Annotated in this window: 13 protein-coding genes and 1 riboswitch; of the genes, 10 read left to right on the forward strand and 3 right to left on the reverse strand. The window is 43.1% G+C overall.

Going from position 1 to position 19290, the window contains the following annotated elements:
• Window positions 1–61 precede the first annotated feature (61 nt).
• On the forward strand, window positions 62–3490 hold the full coding sequence (locus tag ACM0OS_RS13370) for a PAS domain S-box protein (protein ID WP_414543674.1): 3429 nt from the start codon (window positions 62–64) through the stop codon (window positions 3488–3490).
• Window positions 3491–3507: 17 nt separating this feature from the next.
• Here ACM0OS_RS13370 and cbiE read toward each other — a convergent pair whose 3' ends face one another.
• Entirely contained in the window at window positions 3508–4719 is a 1212-nt protein-coding gene (gene cbiE, locus ACM0OS_RS13375) for a precorrin-6y C5,15-methyltransferase (decarboxylating) subunit CbiE (protein ID WP_414543675.1), read from the reverse strand.
• A 71-nt stretch (window positions 4720–4790) separates the two neighbouring features.
• Window positions 4791–4949: riboswitch (cobalamin riboswitch) on the forward strand.
• A gap of 50 nt (window positions 4950–4999) precedes the next feature.
• Between cbiE and cobG the strand changes: the two genes are divergently transcribed.
• Genes cobG through ACM0OS_RS13390 form a run of 3 tightly spaced genes read left to right on the forward strand, consistent with a single transcriptional unit; the run spans window position 5000 to window position 7827 of the window.
• A complete protein-coding gene (gene cobG / locus ACM0OS_RS13380; protein ID WP_414543676.1) occupies window positions 5000–6466 on the forward strand; it encodes a precorrin-3B synthase in 1467 nt (488 codons plus the stop codon).
• A 27-nt stretch (window positions 6467–6493) separates the two neighbouring features.
• On the forward strand, window positions 6494–7120 hold the full coding sequence (locus tag ACM0OS_RS13385; RefSeq protein WP_414543677.1) for a precorrin-8X methylmutase: 627 nt from the start codon (window positions 6494–6496) through the stop codon (window positions 7118–7120).
• A 2-nt stretch (window positions 7121–7122) separates the two neighbouring features.
• The gene (locus ACM0OS_RS13390) at window positions 7123–7827 is read left to right on the forward strand and encodes a precorrin-2 C(20)-methyltransferase (protein ID WP_414543678.1); all 705 of its coding nucleotides are present in this window, start codon (window positions 7123–7125) and stop codon (window positions 7825–7827) included.
• A 79-nt stretch (window positions 7828–7906) separates the two neighbouring features.
• Here the strand turns inward: ACM0OS_RS13390 and ilvB are convergent, their stop codons facing one another.
• A complete protein-coding gene (gene ilvB, locus ACM0OS_RS13395; protein ID WP_414543679.1) occupies window positions 7907–9802 on the reverse strand; it encodes a biosynthetic-type acetolactate synthase large subunit in 1896 nt (631 codons plus the stop codon).
• A gap of 243 nt (window positions 9803–10045) precedes the next feature.
• On the opposite strand from ilvB, the gene ACM0OS_RS13400 reads away from it, so the two are divergent.
• The 5 genes from ACM0OS_RS13400 to ACM0OS_RS13420 all read left to right on the forward strand — a co-directional run bounded on the left by ACM0OS_RS13400 (window position 10046) and on the right by ACM0OS_RS13420 (window position 15954).
• Window positions 10046–10444 (forward strand): hypothetical protein, encoded by a 399-nt coding sequence (locus tag ACM0OS_RS13400; RefSeq protein WP_414543680.1) that lies wholly within the window; start codon window positions 10046–10048, stop codon window positions 10442–10444.
• Between the two features lie 118 nt (window positions 10445–10562).
• Entirely contained in the window at window positions 10563–12455 is a 1893-nt protein-coding gene (locus ACM0OS_RS13405; RefSeq protein WP_414543681.1) for an iron uptake porin, read from the forward strand.
• 162 nt (window positions 12456–12617) lie between these two features.
• Window positions 12618–13814 (forward strand): hypothetical protein, encoded by a 1197-nt coding sequence (locus tag ACM0OS_RS13410; RefSeq protein WP_414543682.1) that lies wholly within the window; start codon window positions 12618–12620, stop codon window positions 13812–13814.
• Between the two features lie 332 nt (window positions 13815–14146).
• Window positions 14147–14809: a DUF1361 domain-containing protein gene (locus tag ACM0OS_RS13415; RefSeq protein WP_414543683.1), complete on the forward strand. Its 663-nt coding sequence runs from the start codon at window positions 14147–14149 to the stop codon at window positions 14807–14809.
• Window positions 14810–15144: 335 nt separating this feature from the next.
• Window positions 15145–15954 (forward strand): hypothetical protein, encoded by an 810-nt coding sequence (locus ACM0OS_RS13420; RefSeq protein ID WP_414543684.1) that lies wholly within the window; start codon window positions 15145–15147, stop codon window positions 15952–15954.
• A 7-nt stretch (window positions 15955–15961) separates the two neighbouring features.
• On the opposite strand, the gene ACM0OS_RS13425 is transcribed toward ACM0OS_RS13420, so the two are convergent.
• Entirely contained in the window at window positions 15962–18331 is a 2370-nt protein-coding gene (locus tag ACM0OS_RS13425; RefSeq protein WP_414543685.1) for a putative PEP-binding protein, read from the reverse strand.
• 371 nt (window positions 18332–18702) lie between these two features.
• Between ACM0OS_RS13425 and ACM0OS_RS13430 the strand changes: the two genes are divergently transcribed.
• Window positions 18703–19170 carry an MgtC/SapB family protein gene (locus ACM0OS_RS13430; protein ID WP_414543686.1) on the forward strand — a complete coding sequence of 156 codons (468 nt, stop codon included), beginning with the start codon at window positions 18703–18705 and terminating at the stop codon, window positions 19168–19170.
• The last annotated feature ends 120 nt before the right edge of the window (window positions 19171–19290 follow it).

Below are 19290 nucleotides of genomic sequence, written 5' to 3' on the forward strand. Positions count from 1 at the left end.
CAGTAATAACTGAATGAATAAATTTACAAAAAATTACGTTTAAATCGTTGAATTTGACATAATGCAAAATCAAGAAAATCACCAGCAGCAAAATATTCCTGAGTTGGAATTGATACAGACAATTACTCGTTTATCACAATTGCAGGAACCTAACAATCCTTGGCAATCAACAGAAATAAAACTACTAGAAGAAAGCCAAAAACAAGATGTGATCATTAATTCTACTCAAGAAGAGGGGATACTTTTTCAACTAGCTGATACAACTATACAAGCCTGTAATTATGCTGCCGAGAAAATTTTAGGATATGAAAAGCACCAAATACTAGGAAAAAGTTTTTTTGAACCTCCCTGGCAAATTATTCATGAAGATGGGTCAATTGTCACACCAGAAACTCATCCGGTGATAGTTGCTATCCAAACAAGGCAGCCATGTAAAAATATTGTTATTGGATTTTATAAATCAACTGGAGAATTAGTTTGGTTATTGCTCAATTCCCAGCCTTTATTTCAGGTTAATCATGCTGCTCCCGATACTGTTGTTACTACATTTATTGATATTACTGAAATAAAACTCCAGCAAGAAGTAAATAAAAAATTATTAATAACTGGTAATCAAAGTCAAGTTTATAGTGATTTATCACCCACTGATGTTTTAATACCCCCAGATCATGCCATCTTAGCTGAAAGAGAAGTACTTTACCGCACCCTCATGCAGCATATCCCCAATGGTGCTGTTTACTTATTTGACCATGATTTTCGTTATTTGGTATGTGAAGGTACTGAGTTAGCTGTAATGGAAATGACAGCCGATTCCATGATCGGCAAAACTATGAGGGAAGTGTTTCCTGAAGAAACTTGTCAAGTCCTAGAACCTTTGTATCATCAAGCTTTATCAGGTAAAACTACAGTTCAAGAAATCACTTATCAACATCAAATTTACGAAACTCATACGGTTCCTGTTCGCAACCAGGAAGGAAAAATTTTTGCGGGCATGATGCTACAGCAGAATATTACTAGTTGTAAGCACAATGAAGCTCTCCTGTCCTTACAAAACCAAATTTTAGAATTTATTGCTACAGGTGCATCTCTTTCTGAGGTTTTGGTAACTTTGTCGCAGTTAATTGAGGCCCGGTTACATCAAGTTTTTTGCTCCATTATGTTATTAGATGAATCGAAAACGAAATTATATCTTACTGTCGGTTCTAGCCTGCCAAAGAAGTATATTCAGGCACTAGCAGATGGAGTATCTGTGGGTGCAGAAATGGGTAGTTGCGGTACAGCTGCTTATACCAAACAAACAGTCATTGTTTCAGATATTGCTAACGATGTGAAATGGGTAAACTACCGTGATGTAGCATTGCCTCATAATCTCAAAGCTTGTTGGTCTGCGCCGATTTTCGATAGCCAAGGCACTGTTTTAGGAACCTTTGCGCTTTACTATTCCACAACGCGCAGTCCGCAAAAATCAGAGCAACAACTAATCGAGAGTGCATCTCATTTAGCAGGTGTAGCCATTGAGCGACATCGTTCACAACAGGCGTTGCAACAAAGTGAATATCAATTGCGATTGATGACTGAAACTATTCCGCAACAGGTATGGACAGCGTTACCTAATGGTCAGATAGATTACTATAACCAAAGGTGGCGCGACTTTACAGGCAAGATACAGGAAAAACTGCAAGCTGAGGGGTGGGCTGATATTGTTCATCCAGAAGACTTAGCACGGGTGGAACAAGTATGGAATCACTGTGTGCAAACTGGCAGCGAATACGAGGTAGAAGCTCGTTTGCTTTCTAAAAGTGGGGAATATCATTGGATTTTAGGACAGGCACTGCCTTTGCGTGACCAACAAGGAAATATAGTTAAATGGTACGGTACTAATACTGACATTACCGATCTGATTCAAGTCAGGGAAGCTTTCAAAGAAAGCGAATTAAATTTCCGAACTTTAGCAGACACCATGCCTCAGATTGTCTGGACTAGTCGGCCTGATGGCTGGGTAGACTACTATAATCAACGCTGGTATGACTATACGGGTATAACTAGGGATCAAGCTCAAGGTTGGGGCTGGCAACCTGTACTACACCCCGACGATGTACAAGTGACCGTAGATACTTGGAATGAATGCGTGCGTACAGGCAAAAATTATGATGTAGAATACCGCTTTCGTCGTGCTAGTGATGGGCAATATCGCTGGCATTTAGGTCGAGCTTTTCCTTTACGTAATCATCAAGGAGAGATTATCAAGTGGTTTGGTTCATCTACTGATATTGATGATTATAAGCGGACAGAGGAAGCTTTATGGAGTGCTTTGCAACAGCAACAAGCCGCGCGTACAGAAGCTGAAAAAGCCAATCGGATTAAAGATGAGTTTCTCGCAGTCCTTTCCCACGAATTGCGGACACCACTTAACCCGATTTTAGGTTGGGCAAAGCTATTGAAAACTGGCAAGCTAGACAAGGCTAAGACTATTCAAGCCATAGAAACTATTGAACGCAATGCCAAATTGCAGGTTGACTTAATTGAAGATTTGCTAGATGTATCTCGCATTCTCCGGGGTAAACTCAGTTTAAATGTTTCCCCAGTGAATTTAGCAAATACCATTGCCGCAGCGTTAGAGACTGTCAGCCTAGCAGCTGCTGCCAAAGAAATTACTATTGATACTATGTTGGCGGCGAATATCAGGCCAGTTACAGGTGACCCGGCCCGCTTACAACAAATTGTCTGGAATCTGGTATCTAATGCCGTCAAGTTTACCCCTATGGGTGGACGAGTGGAAGTAAGGCTAGAGCAATGTGGTTCTATGGCTCAAATCCAAGTCAGCGATACAGGCAAAGGTATTAGCCCCGAATTTTTGCCATATATATTTGATTATTTTCGTCAAGAAGATGGTTCAATTACCAGAAAATTTGGCGGGCTAGGGTTGGGATTAGCCATTGTGCGGCAGTTGGTAGAGTTACATGGTGGCACTGTTGCGGCTGATAGTTTAGGCGAAGGTCAGGGAGCAATTTTTACTGTCAAACTCCCTTTGTGTAAACACGTAGCAACTTATCACCAGACATCGCTGCAACCAGAGATAGGCACAGATAATGCATCCCAGGAAGCAACTTTAGATTTAAGTAATATGAAAATCTTAGTTGTAGATGATGATGCAGATTCGCTCAATTTTATCGCCTTTGCGCTGAAAATCTATGGTGCAGAAGTCACCAAAGTAGCATCAGCATTAGAAGCATTGCCAATTATAGTCAAGTCCCCGCCAGATGTTTTAGTTAGTGATATCGGGATGCCCCAGATGGATGGCTATGAATTTTTACGCCAACTTAGGGTTTTGCCGCCAGAAACAGGTGGAAAAGTGCCGGCCATCGCCTTGACAGCATTTGCCGGCGAGTATGATCAAAAACAGGCGATCGCTTCAGGTTTTCAAATGCATATACCTAAACCAGTCGCACCAGAAGCTTTAGCCGCAGCAGTTGTTCAACTAGTTAAATAGTTTTATTAGCTAAAGTCTTACGGTTTTATGACTATCCATTGGGTAACAGGAGCCATTGCCCGCCAACCTAAAAATTTACCAATGGGTTCTGCCCTTTGAATGGCAATGCGAGTTAAATTACCGCCAACTTTTTCATACCATTGAAATAAGGTTTGTTCGCCTTCTACGGTGACAACATTAGCAACCAATCTTCCACCCGGACGTAATGTTTGCCAACAGATATCAAACAATCCCTCGGCTGTAACTCCACCGCCAATAAATATGGCATCAGGTGGAGGCAAGTCTTTGAGGGTTTGGGGTGCTTTCCCCGTAATGATTTGCAGATGGGGCGTTCCTAAAGCAGTGGCATTATCGGCAATGTATTGGATTCTAGAAGCATTTTGTTCAATGGCGATCGCCCGACATCGAGGATGAGTCCGCATCCATTCAATGCCAATGGAACCGCAACCTGCACCGACATCCCACAGCAGTTCTCCTGGGTTGGGTGCTAAGGTTGACAGGGTAATGGCCCTAACTTCCCGCTTGGTTAACTGTCCATCATGGTGATAGGCATGATCTGGTAATCCTGGGACTCTAGCTAAAGGTATCACCCCAGGAGCAGCAATACATTCAACTGCGATCGCATTCAAAGGAGCAATTTCCGTTTGATTCCACGTTGCAGCAACACCTTTGACTATCCGTTCATCAACACCACCCATGTGTTCTAATACAGTGATTTTACTATCACCATAGCCCCGATTTGTCAATATCTCAGCCACCATTGCCGGCGTATCTTGACCCTCACTCAAAATTAATAGTTTGGCTCCAGGATAAATATAAGATTGCAGCAGCGAGGCTGGACGACCGCACAAACTCAAAGTTTCTACCTCAGTTAAAGACCATCCCAACCTCCCACAGGCCAGGCTGAAAGTAGAAGGTGCAGGAATAATCGTAATTTCGTCAATGGGAATTTGTCGGGTTAAAGTCACACCGATGCCATAAAACATGGGGTCACCACTGGCTAAGACACAGATTGATTGACCCCGACGCTGGATGATATCGGCAATGGAAGTGCTGAGGGGAGATGTCCAGGCTATTTTTTGGCGTTGGTCGTTTGGAGGTAACATAGCTAAATGGCGATGGCCTCCGAAAATCACTTCTGCTTGATCCACCAAAAAACGAGCGATCGCACTTAAACCCTGTAACCCATCTTCACCAACACCCACAATCGATAGCCACTTCCCTGACATAGAATTTACTGTCTAAATTACGAATTACGTTCGCGTAGCGTTTCCGAAGGAAATATTACGAATTACGAATTAGTCTCAACGCCTACTCATGTTAAATTACAAAAGCTGAGAGTTGGGAAAGTCCGGTGAGATTCCGGGACTGTGCCGCAGCTGTAATGGTAAGGCAAAAGCAGAAAATTCCCTTTTTTACTTTCCAAGTCAGAATGCCAACTTCAGCAGTGTCCTCAAGACACTAAATAAATATCTAATCCCTGCGTTGCACGGGGAAGGAGTTGCTGTTTTGCTGTCCGGTTTTGCCACTTGTCCTGGCTTGTTTTATGATACACGCGCCCAAGATGGGATATTATCTCGCATCAGAATACCAGGTGGGATTCTGGATAGTAAACAGTGTCATGCCATCGCAGACATAGCAGATCAGTGTGGGGGTGGCTATGTGGATGTAACTAATCGTGCTAACCTACAAGTCAGGGAAATTCGCACCGGGATCGATGCCGCAGTTCTGAAGCATTTACAGGATATGGGTATAGGTTCTCGCAATTCTGCTGTTGATCATATCCGCAATATTATGACCAGTCCCACAGCTGGTATTGATCTGCAAGAATTAATTGATACTCGTCCCTTTGTGCAAGCTTGGGATAATTACATAGTCGAGCATCCAGAGTTATCAGGACTGTCGGCCAAATTCAGCGTGGGTTTTGATGGTGGTGGTACAGTTTCAGTGGGCGATCGCCTCAACGATATCATGTTGGCGGCGGTCTTAGTGGCAGATAGCGTTTACTTTCGTCTTGCTCTCAGCATTGGCCCTAAAGGAAAGCCACCCGTTGATCTGGGAATTTTGTTACCACCAGATAAATGTTTATCAGTTTTGGCAGCTTTAGCTGAAGTCTATCTCACTCATAGTGATCCTCACAGTCAGCGTAAACAGCGTCTACGAGAAGTAGTGAATAATTTGGGTTGTGAAAATTATCTTCAGCAAGTTGCACAAAGACTGCCTTTTCCTTTATTGAAGACTAACTTTACTGCTGTGCCAGTAGAAAATAAGTATGGGCATCTTGGTATTCATCCCCAGCGTCAACCAGGTTTATTTTATATTGGTGTAGTTCTGCCTCTGGGTAGACTAGAAACTAAGCAAATCCGAGGTTTGGCTGATTTAGCAGAAAAATACGGTAATGGTATTCTCAGACTGACACCTTGGCAGAATTTGCTGTTAACTGATATTCCCCAGCAATGGCTGATTCATGTCAAAAGTGAATTAGTTAACTTAGGATTAGATTTCTCAGCCAGTAACCTCAAAAGTGCCTTAGTGGCCTGTTCTGGTAACAAAGGTTGTGCATCTGCGGCTACAGATACCAAAGCTGATGCATTGAAATTAGCAAAATACCTCGAAACTAGAGTTACCCTGAATCACCCAATTAATATTCACTTTAGCGGCTGCGAAAAATCCTGCGCCCAACATACTAATAGTGACATTACCTTAGTCGGTGTCAGCCTAGAGTCAGATAATAAAACTGTGGAAACTTATGACATTTATATTGGTGCAGGTGACAGCAACCAAAAATTTGGACGGGAAATTTATCAAAATGTAACCGTTGCCGAACTTCCTAGACTGATCAAGCAGATGCTACAAGTGTATAAAATCCAATGCCCAAATCCCGATGAAACCTTTGGGAAATTTGTCAATCGCTATGAAATTGCTCAATTAAAACAGTTATTCTCTTCAACTTACAGCCAGAAAATTTGTTTCTAATCTCCAGTCCCCAATCCTTAATCTCCCATGCCTGACTACATCCGAGACGCTAACGAAATTTACAAAACCTCCTTTGCAATTATTCGAGCCGAAGCTAATCTAGATGTGCTGCCACCCGATGTCGCTAAAGTTGCAGTGCGCCTCATTCATGCCTGTGGAATGACGGATATAGTCACTGACCTAGGATATTCCCCAGAAGCAGTAAAATCTGGACGCGCAGCACTAGCAGCAGGAGCGCCAATTTTATGTGATTGCCGCATGGTTGCCGAAGGTATTACCAGAAGCCGATTACCTGCAAATAACCAAGTTCTCTGCACCCTTTATGATGCGGAAGTACCAGCAATAGCTAAACGTTTGCGGAATACGAGATCGGCAGCGGCCCTAGAATTATGGCGCTTGCATCTCGAAGGGGCAGTGGTAGCCATTGGCAATGCGCCTACAGCACTATTTCGAATGCTAGAAATGTTAGATGGACGAGTGCCGAGGCCTGCCCTTATTTTGGGCTTTCCGGTGGGGTTTGTCGGTGCCGCCGAATCCAAAGCAGCCCTGGCAGCCAATAGCAGAGGTGTACCATTTTTAACATTACATGGTCGGCGTGGTGGGAGTGCGATCGCCGCCGCCGCAGTTAACGCCCTAGCAACAGAGGAAGAATAATCATGCAAACCAAAGGCCGTCTCTATGGAATTGGTGTAGGGCCTGGTGATCCAGAACTATTGACATTGAAAGCATTGCGACTATTACAAGCGGCACCTGTGGTGGCTTATCAGTCGGCGGTAGATAGAGAAAGTATAGCGCGGGCGATCGTCTCCCAGTATCTTACAGGCAATCAAATCGAGGTCTTATTTCACCTCCCCCGTGCCTTGGAACCAGAAACAGTAAGTGCCATTTATGACAAAGAAGTAGAACCCATTGCCGAACATTTAGCAGCCGGGCGGGATGTCGTGGTGTTATGTGAAGGTGATCCGTTTTTTTACGGCTCTTTTATGTATGTTTTTACACGTCTGTCTGAACAATACAAAACTGAAGTGGTACCAGGAGTTTCCTCACTGATGGCTTGTCCGGTAGCTTTGAGTGTACCTTTCACTTATTACAACGATATTATGACTGTTCTACCTGCCCCCATGCCAGCAGAAGAAATGATTACGCACCTACTAGCAACCGATGCCGCAGCGATTATGAAACTGGGGCGCCATTTTACAAAAGTGCGAGACATTTTACATCAATTAGGGTTGGCATCACGAGCATTATATATTGAGCGGGCAACAATGGCACAGCAAAGAATTGTCCCCTTGGATGAAGTTGATCCGGAGCAAGTACCTTATTTTTCCATGATTGTTATCCCGACTAAGAATCGGCTGTAGATGTCTAATTTCACAAAAAAAGCAGAGAAACAAATCCTCTGCTTAAACATGCGGTTAAATTGAGCTAATTCCCCAGCCTTTACAACTTATTGCCACACTCAGAGCAAAAGTTGTGTGTGGGAGCATTTGTTGTTCCACAATGGCTACAAGCAACGGGTTCTACTGAGGCTTTTGGTAGCTGCTTAGGTAAACCAATCATTTGAGCGTTGTTTTTACCTGGGGCTACCATTGGGTAACAGTTTTCGTCTTTGGTGACTCGGACATCAACGACTACTGGGCCATTATGTGCTAACATTTCGGCGATCGCATCGTTTAATTGATCCCGACTGCGGATTACCATGCCCTTAATGCCATAGGCTTTGGTTAAAAACTCTATGTCTGGCATCCCTACTTCCATGTTTGAGCAGGAGTAACGCTCGCCATAAAAGGCTTGCTGCCACTGGCGCACCATTCCCTGCCAGCCGTTGTTCATAATCACGGTCTTGACATTAATGCCATATTGTGCAAGCGTGCCTAACTCTTGTAAACACATTTGGAAACTGGCATCACCACTAATACAAATGACTTCTTCATCCGGGAAGGCCACCTTCGCACCCATAGCCGCAGGCACACCAAAACCCATTGTTCCTAAGCCAGCACTAGAAATCCAACGTCTGGGGCCATTTTTGAGGAATTGTGCTGCCCACATTTGGTGTTGACCCACGTCTGTAGTGTAAAACGCGTGGGGTGCTTGACGACTAATTTCGACAATCACCTCTTGGGGCGAAATGCTATCAGCATGATGAGGCACTTCTAGAGGATAATCTTGCCGCCAACGGTTAATTAAATTCAACCATTCTTGATTTTTATGAGGAATGTTCTTGATACCTGATTCTTGACAGCGACGCAACAAATCAGTTAAAACATTCCGCACATCACCAACTATAGGCACTTCGGGAACCCGATTTTTGCCGACTTCTGCCGGGTCAATATCAATGTGAATTACTTTGGCGTGGGAAGCAAATTCATCTAACTTGCCAGTTACCCGGTCATCAAATCTCGCACCAACACAGATTAGCAAATCGCAATCAGTGACAGCAAAGTTGGCGTAGGCTGTACCGTGCATTCCTAACATACCCAATGCTAGGGGATGATGTTCGTCAAAGGCACCAATACCCATCAATGTTGTGGTGACGGGAATGTTAAATAACTCAGCCAGGGCTTTAATTTCTTCGTGGGCACCAGAGGCGATCGCACCACCACCAACATACAATAGTGGTCGCCGACTTTCACGAATTAACTGGATTGCCCCATTAATCTGTCGGGGATTTCCCTTGACTGTAGGACGATACCCTCGTAGTTTCACAGTGCCAGGTTCTACGGGTACATAGTCACATTCTTCTAAAGCCACATCTTTGGGGACATCAATTAACACTGGCCCTGGTCTACCGGTGCTAGCAATATGGAAAGCTTCAGCCACAATCCGTGCCATGTCAGCCGGATCACGGACTACATACGAGTGTTTAACTACTGGTAGGGTAATGCCGTAAATATCGGTTTCTTGAAACGCATCCGTACCAATTGCTGCCCGTGGTACCTGCCCTGTAACCACAATCATGGGGATTGAGTCCATGTAGGCTGTGGCAATACCTGTCACTAAATTAGTTGCCCCAGGGCCAGAAGTACCAAAACATACTCCTACTTTACCTGTAGCACGGGCATAGCCATCTGCTGCATGGGCTGCACCTTGTTCGTGCCGCACTAAAATGTGCTTGATAGCACCAGTTGCTTCCACTTTGTACAGGTCATCGTAAATTGGCAGGATTGCCCCACCAGGATAACCAAAAATGTACTCAACTTCATGGCGTAAAAGACTGTCAAGCAAGGCAAAACCACCAGTTGCCCGCTTGGGCGCAACTACTGGCGATTTAGTGACAGCAGACTGATGATTCTCGGTTTGTGGAAGACTAGTTAGGGATGGCAAGCGCACGGTCACGGTCAAACCTCAGGCGATAGCTAAGTTAACACGTAAATTTTGTAGTCGATACTTCATTTTAATGGAAAACTTCCATCAAATCATCAAATAAAAATACAAAGATGCATACAAACCCAGAATTATGATGATTAACGAATGCTTTGAAGGCTGTTTACAGAAAGATTTATGATGCGCGAGTCCGTGATTGAGCAAGCCCTCGGATGCTTGCAGTCAAAATACGTATCTCATTAAGCACCCATCATTATGAGATTATTTCTCAATAAACTTGAGAAAATTTTATTCGCCAAAATGACTAAAATTTATACAGATCCGGAGTTGGATGAACTATGGGAAGAGGGTTTACAAACAGGAGAAATTACCTACCATGATGATGTGGTTGAAAGTGTTGAAAAGTGGCAGCATCCACTCAGGAAAGGTGTAGTTAGTAATATTCCTCTTTCCCAGGGACTCCGCACAGACATCACAAATTTTGAGTATCCAGCGATTTGGGGACATGATTATTATTGTCTCAATATCTGTTTATTTATAAACTTAGATACTCGACTTCTTCAATTCGTCGGGGATGTTTTTATTGACCCATGTTCCGCTCCGCTCCACGCAAGAGGAAAGGGCTTGCTCCCCCGCCTCTTCCTGTCAGACTGAATAGGGAAAGAACACTTCTAAGTAAGTAACTTTTATCACTTATTTTTTCTAAATATTCCTGAATAACACCAAGTACACCTGTCAAGATAAATATTGGTGTTCAGTCAACTGGAATACAATGAGTGAGATAAGTCTACTGATGATGGGTGTATTAACAGTAGGGCAACCCTCTTTGCCCCATAACTTACCAGAACAGTCTGTAATTGATTCAGAACAAGAGGTACAGCAGTCAAACCAGGGACAAATAGCTCAAATATTCCCAGATGCTGACATCACACCCCCGGAATTTGTACCGTCGGATAGTAGTTCTCAAGACTTATCTACTGACTCGAATACAGAGTATCAAAATCTACTTAATAAAGTTGTTGACAAGGCTCATGCTCAAAGCACTTCCATCTTGTCTAAATCTCAGAAATCCCGCCCTGTAATCTCAGAAATACCTGAACCAGAAAGCATAGCAGAATTTTCCCCATCTCTTTCGCCTTCCCCAGAGTCAGAACCAGATGAACCAATGTCTCAAATCACATCGGTGTCTCAACTGGATGATGTCCAACCCTCTGACTGGGCTTTTGCTGCTTTACAGTCGTTAGTGGAACGCTATGGTTGCATTGCTGGATATCCAGTTGGTACTTATCAAGGTAACCGTGCTATCAGTCGTTATGAATTTGCCGCTGGTTTAAATGCTTGTATAGATAAAGTTGAAGAATTAATTGCTAGTAATCAAACAAACACGATTAATCATGATGATTTGATAGCACTGCAAAGGTTACAAACCGAGTTTCAGGAAGAACTACAGCAATTACAGCAGCGTGTGTCAGGACTAGAAAACCAAACTAGTCAATTGCAGGCAAATCAGTTTTCTACCACTACCAGACTATTTGGTCAAGCAATTTTTAGCGTCCAGGGAACAAATAGCCCAAATGTAGATTTATTTCCCAGAGATGGGATACCAGACCGTCAAGGGCAAACAAATTTAACTTTCACAAATAGCGTCCAATTAACCTTAGCTACTTCGTTTACAGGGCGAGATTTACTGTTAACAGGACTATCGGCGGGAAATTTGGGTTCGTCTGCACCCTTTGTATTTACTAACATGGGGCGATTAGGTTTTGAGTCTAATACAGAAAATAATCTGGTACTCAACGACTTGTCTTACAGATTTTCTCTCTCCGATAATTTGGGAATTGTCGTAGGTACAGCCGGTGTTAACCCCAGCAGCACATTTCGCGGGATTAATCCCTTAGAAGGTTCTGGTGATGGCGCAATTTCTCAATTTGGTCAGCGTAACCCGATTTTGGGTATTGGTAACGGCACTGGCGGTATAGGTTTTGACTGGCAAATTAGCGATCGCCTGAGTTTACAGGGCGTGTATAGTGCCGAAATTCCCAGCTTTCCTGGCAACAGCAATCAAGCGGGACTATTTGGTGGTAAATATACAGCAGGCGCGCAACTCACAGTTGCACCAAGCAATAACGTCGATGCGGGGGTGCATTATCTTTACTCCCACTCCCCTAATGATTTATTAGGAACAGCTACTGGTGATGCTCAATTAATTTCACCTTTCGCAGAGACAACAGCTTTTAATACCCACGCTGTGGGAGCCACTGTCGCCTGGCGTGTCAACCCGAACTTACAATTAGGCGGTTGGGGGGGGTTTTCATCTTCCAAACCAGTAGACCTTTCAGGTAGCGTAGAAACTACCAACTGGATGGTATTTGCAGCTTTGCCTAATCTGCTACGTCCTGGTAACTTAGGCGGCGTTCTCGTGGGACAACCCCCCAAAATTACCTCTAGCACCTTACCTGAAGGCTTCAATTTTCCCAACTTTTCCGATGGTGGCACACCGGGCGGACGCAGTGATACATCACTCCACGTAGAACTTTTTTATCGCGCCCAAATCAATGAAAATATTGCTGTGACACCAGGCTTATTCGTGATTTTTAATCCTGATCACAACGCGGCTAATGACCCCTTGGTAGTTGGGGCATTAAGAGCAACCTTCCGGTTTTAATTTCGTACGGATGTAAATGTAATCACAAGGGGTTTAACCCCTAGTACGTATTTCCCAACTATTAGCGATCGCCAGAAAAAAGTAGGGATGCAGGGGTGAAGAAATTTTCCCATTTCTGCCTCATTTCTCTCATCTCCTTTAAATTAATGGAGCTAATTTTTCATGCAATTAAATTCATCAGCTACTAAATTGGGTCTTGCAGTTATTAGCAGTAGCACTTTGGCTGCATTTATCTTGGCTGTAGGCGGAACCAGTGCTTCGGCTCAACTTACCATTCAAAGTACTGGGACATTATCAGGAACTCTCCAACTGCCTAGCTTTAATCCCAATTTCAATAACCGAGTTACTCGCATTGATACCGATGCTAGTGGTGCTTACTCGCGCAATATAGGTACTAGGAATAATCCTAATTATGTTCCCGTATATCAGTCAGACTATGTAAAGGTTCAAACACGCACCGATGGCAGTCTGCATTATTTTGTAGATTTTAAAGGCATTCCGGTAATTTCTGCCAATGGTATCCTCAATTCGCCAGTACTATCTGGCGGTGAGTTGACATCTTTCAATTATCAAGGAAAAATACCAGGAACTTTATTTCAAGGTGTAGTTCAGGATGAGTTTGGACTCACAAGAGGCTTTTACACAGGTGTAGTGACCGATCCGAACACCGGACAACAGTATCAAGGTACTTTTGAAGTCAGTGGACAAGGGCCAAGATATAGCGATCGCAATGGTGGAGAAAGTCCCACTGTTTTTGATTTCAAGTCTGATTTACCAGGTAAACCAACCGTCACCACCTGGGAAATGAATGACTCGCCCTTGGTAAGATTGACAATCAAAGTACCGGCAGATGCTACTCTCGTCACAGCGCCAGCACCTGTCACCGCGCCAATTAGTAGTACCCCAGCGCCAGCACCTGTCACTGCGCCAATTAGTAGTACCCCAGCGCCGGCACCTGTCACTGCGCCAATTAGTAGTACCCCAGCGCCGGCACCTGTCACGCCACCAATTAGTAGTACACCAGCACCGACACCTGTCACCGCGCCAATTAGTAGTACACCAGCGCCGACACCTGTCACCGCGCCAATTAGTAGTAACCCAGCGCCGACACCCGTTATTGCACAGGTATTAACCTCACAGACACCTTCAATTGATACCAATGAGTTTAATTTCTCTTTACCCTCCATTACTCCCAATATAGAATTTAGTAATGGTAATTCATTTGCTGCCAATCCAGTGGGGTTAGAAACATCTGCCGTTGATCTAGGTAGTTGTTCACAAAATTCCGTAAATTGTCCTACCAGATCCACTACATTGAAACAAGCAATTGGCCCTCGCAGTCGAGTTTTGATGCGTTAATTCACAGATATCAGTTTTTAATACTTGTAGGACTTACGCACTCGCCACGAAAATTAAGGCTTCGAGATTGATTCCCTACTGTCGCAATGACGGAAATACGTGGTTGGTTACATAAGTCCTGACTTGTTCTACATCTCCCGAAGGTAATTCAGGGAGTTTTTTTTGGTTTTCTCATCTCAGCTCATCCTTGTGAGTGATTCCTTTGTCGCTTTCAATTTTCTAGCTATACTAGATACTTAAGTCTAATTATTCAAAAATTAACAGTAGCAATTTTCACAGTCCACCCCTCATAGTCACATTTTATCCTGCACACATTTTGCCAGTAAGCAACTATGAAAGAGGAATTGATCGCCACGTTTTTACAGATCTTACGCTTTAATATGCGTTGGATGACTTGGAATTTATTTTTGGCTTTTATACCTTTGGCTTTGAGTGTTTGGTTATTTCGCACCAGACGCGGCCGTTCTTGGGTGTGGTGGCTAGGATTCCTGGTTTTCTTTGCGTTTTTGCCAAATGCGCCTTATTTATTGACCGATGTGATTCACTTTGTTGACGACATCCGCCGGATTCAATCAGTGTGGATGATTACTTTAGTGCTAATTCCTATTTATCTACTAGTAATTTTAGCTGGGTTTGAAGCCTACGTAATATCTTTAATTAATTTAGGTTATTATTTACATCGTATCGGTAAAAGCCAATGGATTTTGGGAGCGGAAATGATTACCCATGCTCTTTGTGCCATTGGTATTTATTGGGGTAGGTTTTTGCGTTTTAATAGTTGGGATTTCGTAACTCAACCCGATGCCATATTAACAAAAGGTATAGAAGAATTGCTTGGTAGACAGCCGTTAGTAATTATCGCTATTACCTTTGTAATTCTTGCGGGTTTGTACTGGATTATGAAACGAGCATCTTTGAGTTTTGTGGTACAACCACACCAGGGGACAGGCATTCAGCCACGGCAAACTAATCAAACTAATAGTGACCTATCTTAATTAGGTAAGCATTGCCAATCTCGCTCACAACCTCCTTTCTGGACATGACTAGAAGGAGGTTATTTTTTATCTAAGTAGGACGGCGTAAATAATTAAAGGTTTGTAGTGAGGACTTTAGTCATCAAATAAGGGCTGTTCGCGCAGCGTTCCCGTAGGGTAGCCCTTACTACGAAATGAATTTTAATTATTTTATATTGCTTAACATAGTTTGGTTTTTTCACCTCGTTCTACTTATCTCAAGAATGATGGATATGGCAGCTATTTTCCGATATTGATGGACTCTGAAGTGTTGTATAAGTTAAAACAAGTAATTAACAACACTTACAAGAAATCATATGTATAAATTTATCAGGCAAGCTCTCATTAGTGTAGCCGTAGTCAGCATAACCACTTTGGCTAACCAGCCTAGTAGAGCAGAAGTATTCACTGGGCAATCTGGTAATGTTCGAGCAGAAATATCTTACGAACAGTCAGAAGAATATCAGTATAAAAATGTGAGATTGCAAATTATGCGGGCAGGTAAAAAGATTTTAGATCGAACCTTGCCCCAAGATAGTGAATATGACAGACCTATTGGCGGGTTGTTGACAGATAATAGTAATTTACCCGTCCTAGACTTAGATGGAAACAAAGAACCAGAAGTAATTGCTGATTTTTTTACAGGAGGAGCGCACTGTTGTTTATATTCATTAATTTACAAATATGGCAGCAAATCCCAGCAATACGGTCAAATTCAGCATAAATGGGGTAATGGTGGTTATCACCTCAAAGATGTAGATCAAGATGGAATACCAGAGTTTGTCAGTCAAGACGATCGCTTCGCCTATAGTTTTGCTTCCTATGCTGCGTCTGGTTACCCACTACAAATTTGGCAGTATCGCCAAGGAAAAATGATTGATGTTACCCGTCGCTATCCCCAGTTAATCTACAATGCCGCCTTTCAGCAATGGCAAACTTATCTTGAGGCGAAAAAACAAGGAGATGACGGTAAAGGTTTTTTAGCGTCTTACTTGGCAAATAAGTACATGATAGGACAAGAAAAAGATGGTTGGCAAAGGGTACAGCAGGTTTATAAACAAAGCGATCGCACACAATTTTTTGCCGATTTACGGAAGTTTTTGCGCGAAACTGGATATATCAAGTAATTCGTCATTAGCAATCAAGTTTTTTGCGGGCTGCGGCTAAGATTAAGCGTTGTTCAGCACGAGCGATCGCTCTATAAGTTCTCTCTACGGCTTCTGGTTCTACGGAAATAGAAGTAATACCAAGTTGGACTAATTGATCAATGATTTCTGGATAAATTGCTGGTGCTTGTCCGCAGATGGAACAAGGTATTCCCGCATTTTTTGCCATCTGGATCAGTTGGGCGATGGCCTTGATTACTGCTGGATGACGTTCATTAAAGACTGTTGTTAGTTGTCCTTGTTCTCGATCTACTCCTAGCAATAGTTGTGTCAGGTCATTTGTCCCAATGGAAATTCCCGCTACACCGGCTTTGACATATTCTGGCAGCAAAAACAACACACTTGGCACTTCTGCCATCATCCATAGTTGAAACTGGGGTACTTGGGTTAATCTTGCTTGCTCGACTTTTTGCCGACAAAAAGAAAATTCTTCTACACTGCGAACAAACGGCAACAAGAGGTGAATATTACTGTAGCCAGATTGCTGTACAGTAGCTAAGGCTGTCATTTCCAACTCAAAAACCGCCGAATTTTGCACATAACTGAATGTGCCGCGATCGCCTAAGGTCGAATGTGTTACAGAATGTAGTTCGTGAGTTGATAATGGTAACTCGTGTGATGGCATCGATTGCAGTGAAGGAGGCGATCGCCAATCTAAAGAACGATAAAAAACTGGTCGTGGTGCAAAAGCACGCGCAAACTGCATAATGGCAAAAGACCATTTTTCTAACAGTTCTGCTTTGCGGCCACTTGTGATCCAACTATGGGGATGTTGTCCCTCTAAGATGTTGAGTAACATCATTTCGGAACGCAATAAACCCACTCCATCCACAGGTAAGCTTTGTGCTTGCTCTATTAAACTAGGCTGACTCAGGTTCACGAGTAACTCAGTAGCAATCATAGGTAGGTGAGGGGCTGCGTGACCCTTTCTGGGATTGGGGGATGATGGAGAAATGGAGGAATAAGGGGAATTTAGGTCTTGAGTCTCTCCCTCTCCTAGTTTGTCTCCTTTGATGCGATAAACTTCTCCCCGATCACCATCCAAAAGCAACCTTTCGCCGTTGTGAATCAGGACTGTAGCGTCTGCTGCGTTAACAACTGCTGGAATACCTAATTCCCTAGCCAGAATTGCTGCGTGACTAGTTAATCCTCCCTGAACTGTGATAATACCTACAACTTGATGTAGTAAAGGCAACCAATCAGGTGTGATGGCCGATACTATTAAAATCACGCCTTGGGGTATTTGTTCGGGTTTATTTTGGGAATTGACAATTACATGAGCAGTTGCTGCTATCCGCCCCCCTGATGCCCCTAGTCCTTTGATGAACTGTAAACGAGGAATTGTAGATTGAGGGGCATTGACTTGAGTGAGGTAGAGATTGGGTGTTGGGGCTTCTTCAGAGATAGTCCATTTAATGGTAAAGTTTTGACCTATTTCACTCACAAGTTGATTTCCCAGAGTGATTACTTGTTGTAAATATTCTTCTGGTAAAGCGTACTGTTTTTGTTGGGCTTCCTCAAGGACATAGGCCACTATATCAGTATTATCTGCGGTTACAACTGACTTCGATGAATCCTCTGTGGCGCTATCATCAAAACGATAAGCCAGCATTTTATTACCTAGATGTCGCTCTAGTACTACCCCAGTTTCATGTTGAATATAATATGCATCGGGTAAGACATCACCTTTGGCGATCGCTAATCCTGACCCCCAAGTTGCTTCGATTGTCCACCCCGAAGAATTAGCATTAAGTAGACCACTAGCGATGGCATTCTGCACTGGTTGCACTAACACAGCTAAATTAATTTGTTGCAAACTAATGCCTGCCCGTCGCCAATACAGGAGACTCCTGGCACGAAACATCTGACTCCAAGTACGCTTTAAAGCCGAGGCGATCGCTTCTTCATGGCAACGGCAAAAAATCGACTCCAGCAACCCAGAAGTATTTCCTACTGCCGACGTAGTTGTGGATAATGCCAACGTGGGGCGCAAAATTACATGACTAGTTTGCCATTCTCTAGCAGCAGCAAAAATTGTCCTCACCCATTCCTGTGGGACATTTGCTGTCAGAATTTCCTGACGTAACCGCCCAGCTACTTGCTGAAGTTGCCGCCAATTAGATACGTCCAGATGCAAAGAAGAATAGGGCAAGTCTGCAACTAAAGACTCTGGACTGTTGAGAGTTGCTAAAAATTGTCGCAAAACTTCTGCCGAGATGACAAAACCGGGCAGCACCGGGTAGCCACGCTGCGTAATTCTGCTCAAGTAAAATGCTTTGTCACCTACTTTGGCGCGGTCTTGCAGTTTAATTTGGTTCAGCCAGTAGAGTTTATCCACTCAATTTGTTAGTTGTCTGTTGTCTATTTGTCGCTATGAATATTCCGCCTTGGTACATTTTCGGTTTTTATCCATAAAATTTTTATCAGCCAGAGTTTCTCCTATTTATATTTGATAAGTACCTGAATAAAATTACTTACCTTATTTTTGTGCGCCCTTAGATGTAACCCTTAATAGCCTATGTCCTTCTTGAGTTTATGTGAAATTTAACAATGTGAGGTAGGATACTATCTAGCATGTAGTTTTTTCCAGATCAATGCTCAGATAATCAGTATCAATCTATATTCTGAGTTACTAGTTTTTGCATAGTTTTCGTCAACTATATGATCAAGTAATTATATAAAATGTAGTATTTTTTACCATATTTACAATTGCTAAATACTTACTATCTTGCACCCGATGATTTGCTGAATATCATTTTTAGGTTATCCCTGGCTTTGTTATTCGGCGCAATTATTGGTATAGAACGCCAATTTAAGAAAAAACCAGCAGGTTTAAGAACTCATATGCTGGTAAGTCTTGGTGCAGCAATGTTTATCATTATACCTTTGCAATTCACTTTACTCGAACCAAGTGCTGATGCCATCAGCCGTGTTATCCAAGGTGTGGCAACTGGCATCGGTTTTATGGGTGCTGGAGAAATTGTGCGCGAATCTTCTCAAGACTCTCGTCGCCCGGAAATTCATGGATTAACATCAGCAGCATCTGTATGGGTTTGTGCCGCGTTGGGAATTGCTGCTGGAGTTGGTTTGTGGCAGCTAGGATTAATTGCTGCTATTCTAACTTTTTTAGTCCTTAATATATTTAAAAAATTAGAAAAACATCCTCCTACACTATAAATTTGGTATTTAACTTGAGTTCGGGATCATCAAAAACCCGATTCTGTCGTGATTCTGGCTGAATACTTAGGAATGTGGATTTAATAAAATACAGAACCTCACCCCCAACCCCTCTCCTTG

The sequence above is a fragment of the Nostoc sp. CCY0012 genome, assembly GCF_963920855.1.
In the GTDB taxonomy this organism is placed as follows: domain Bacteria; phylum Cyanobacteriota; class Cyanobacteriia; order Cyanobacteriales; family Nostocaceae; genus Cyanocohniella.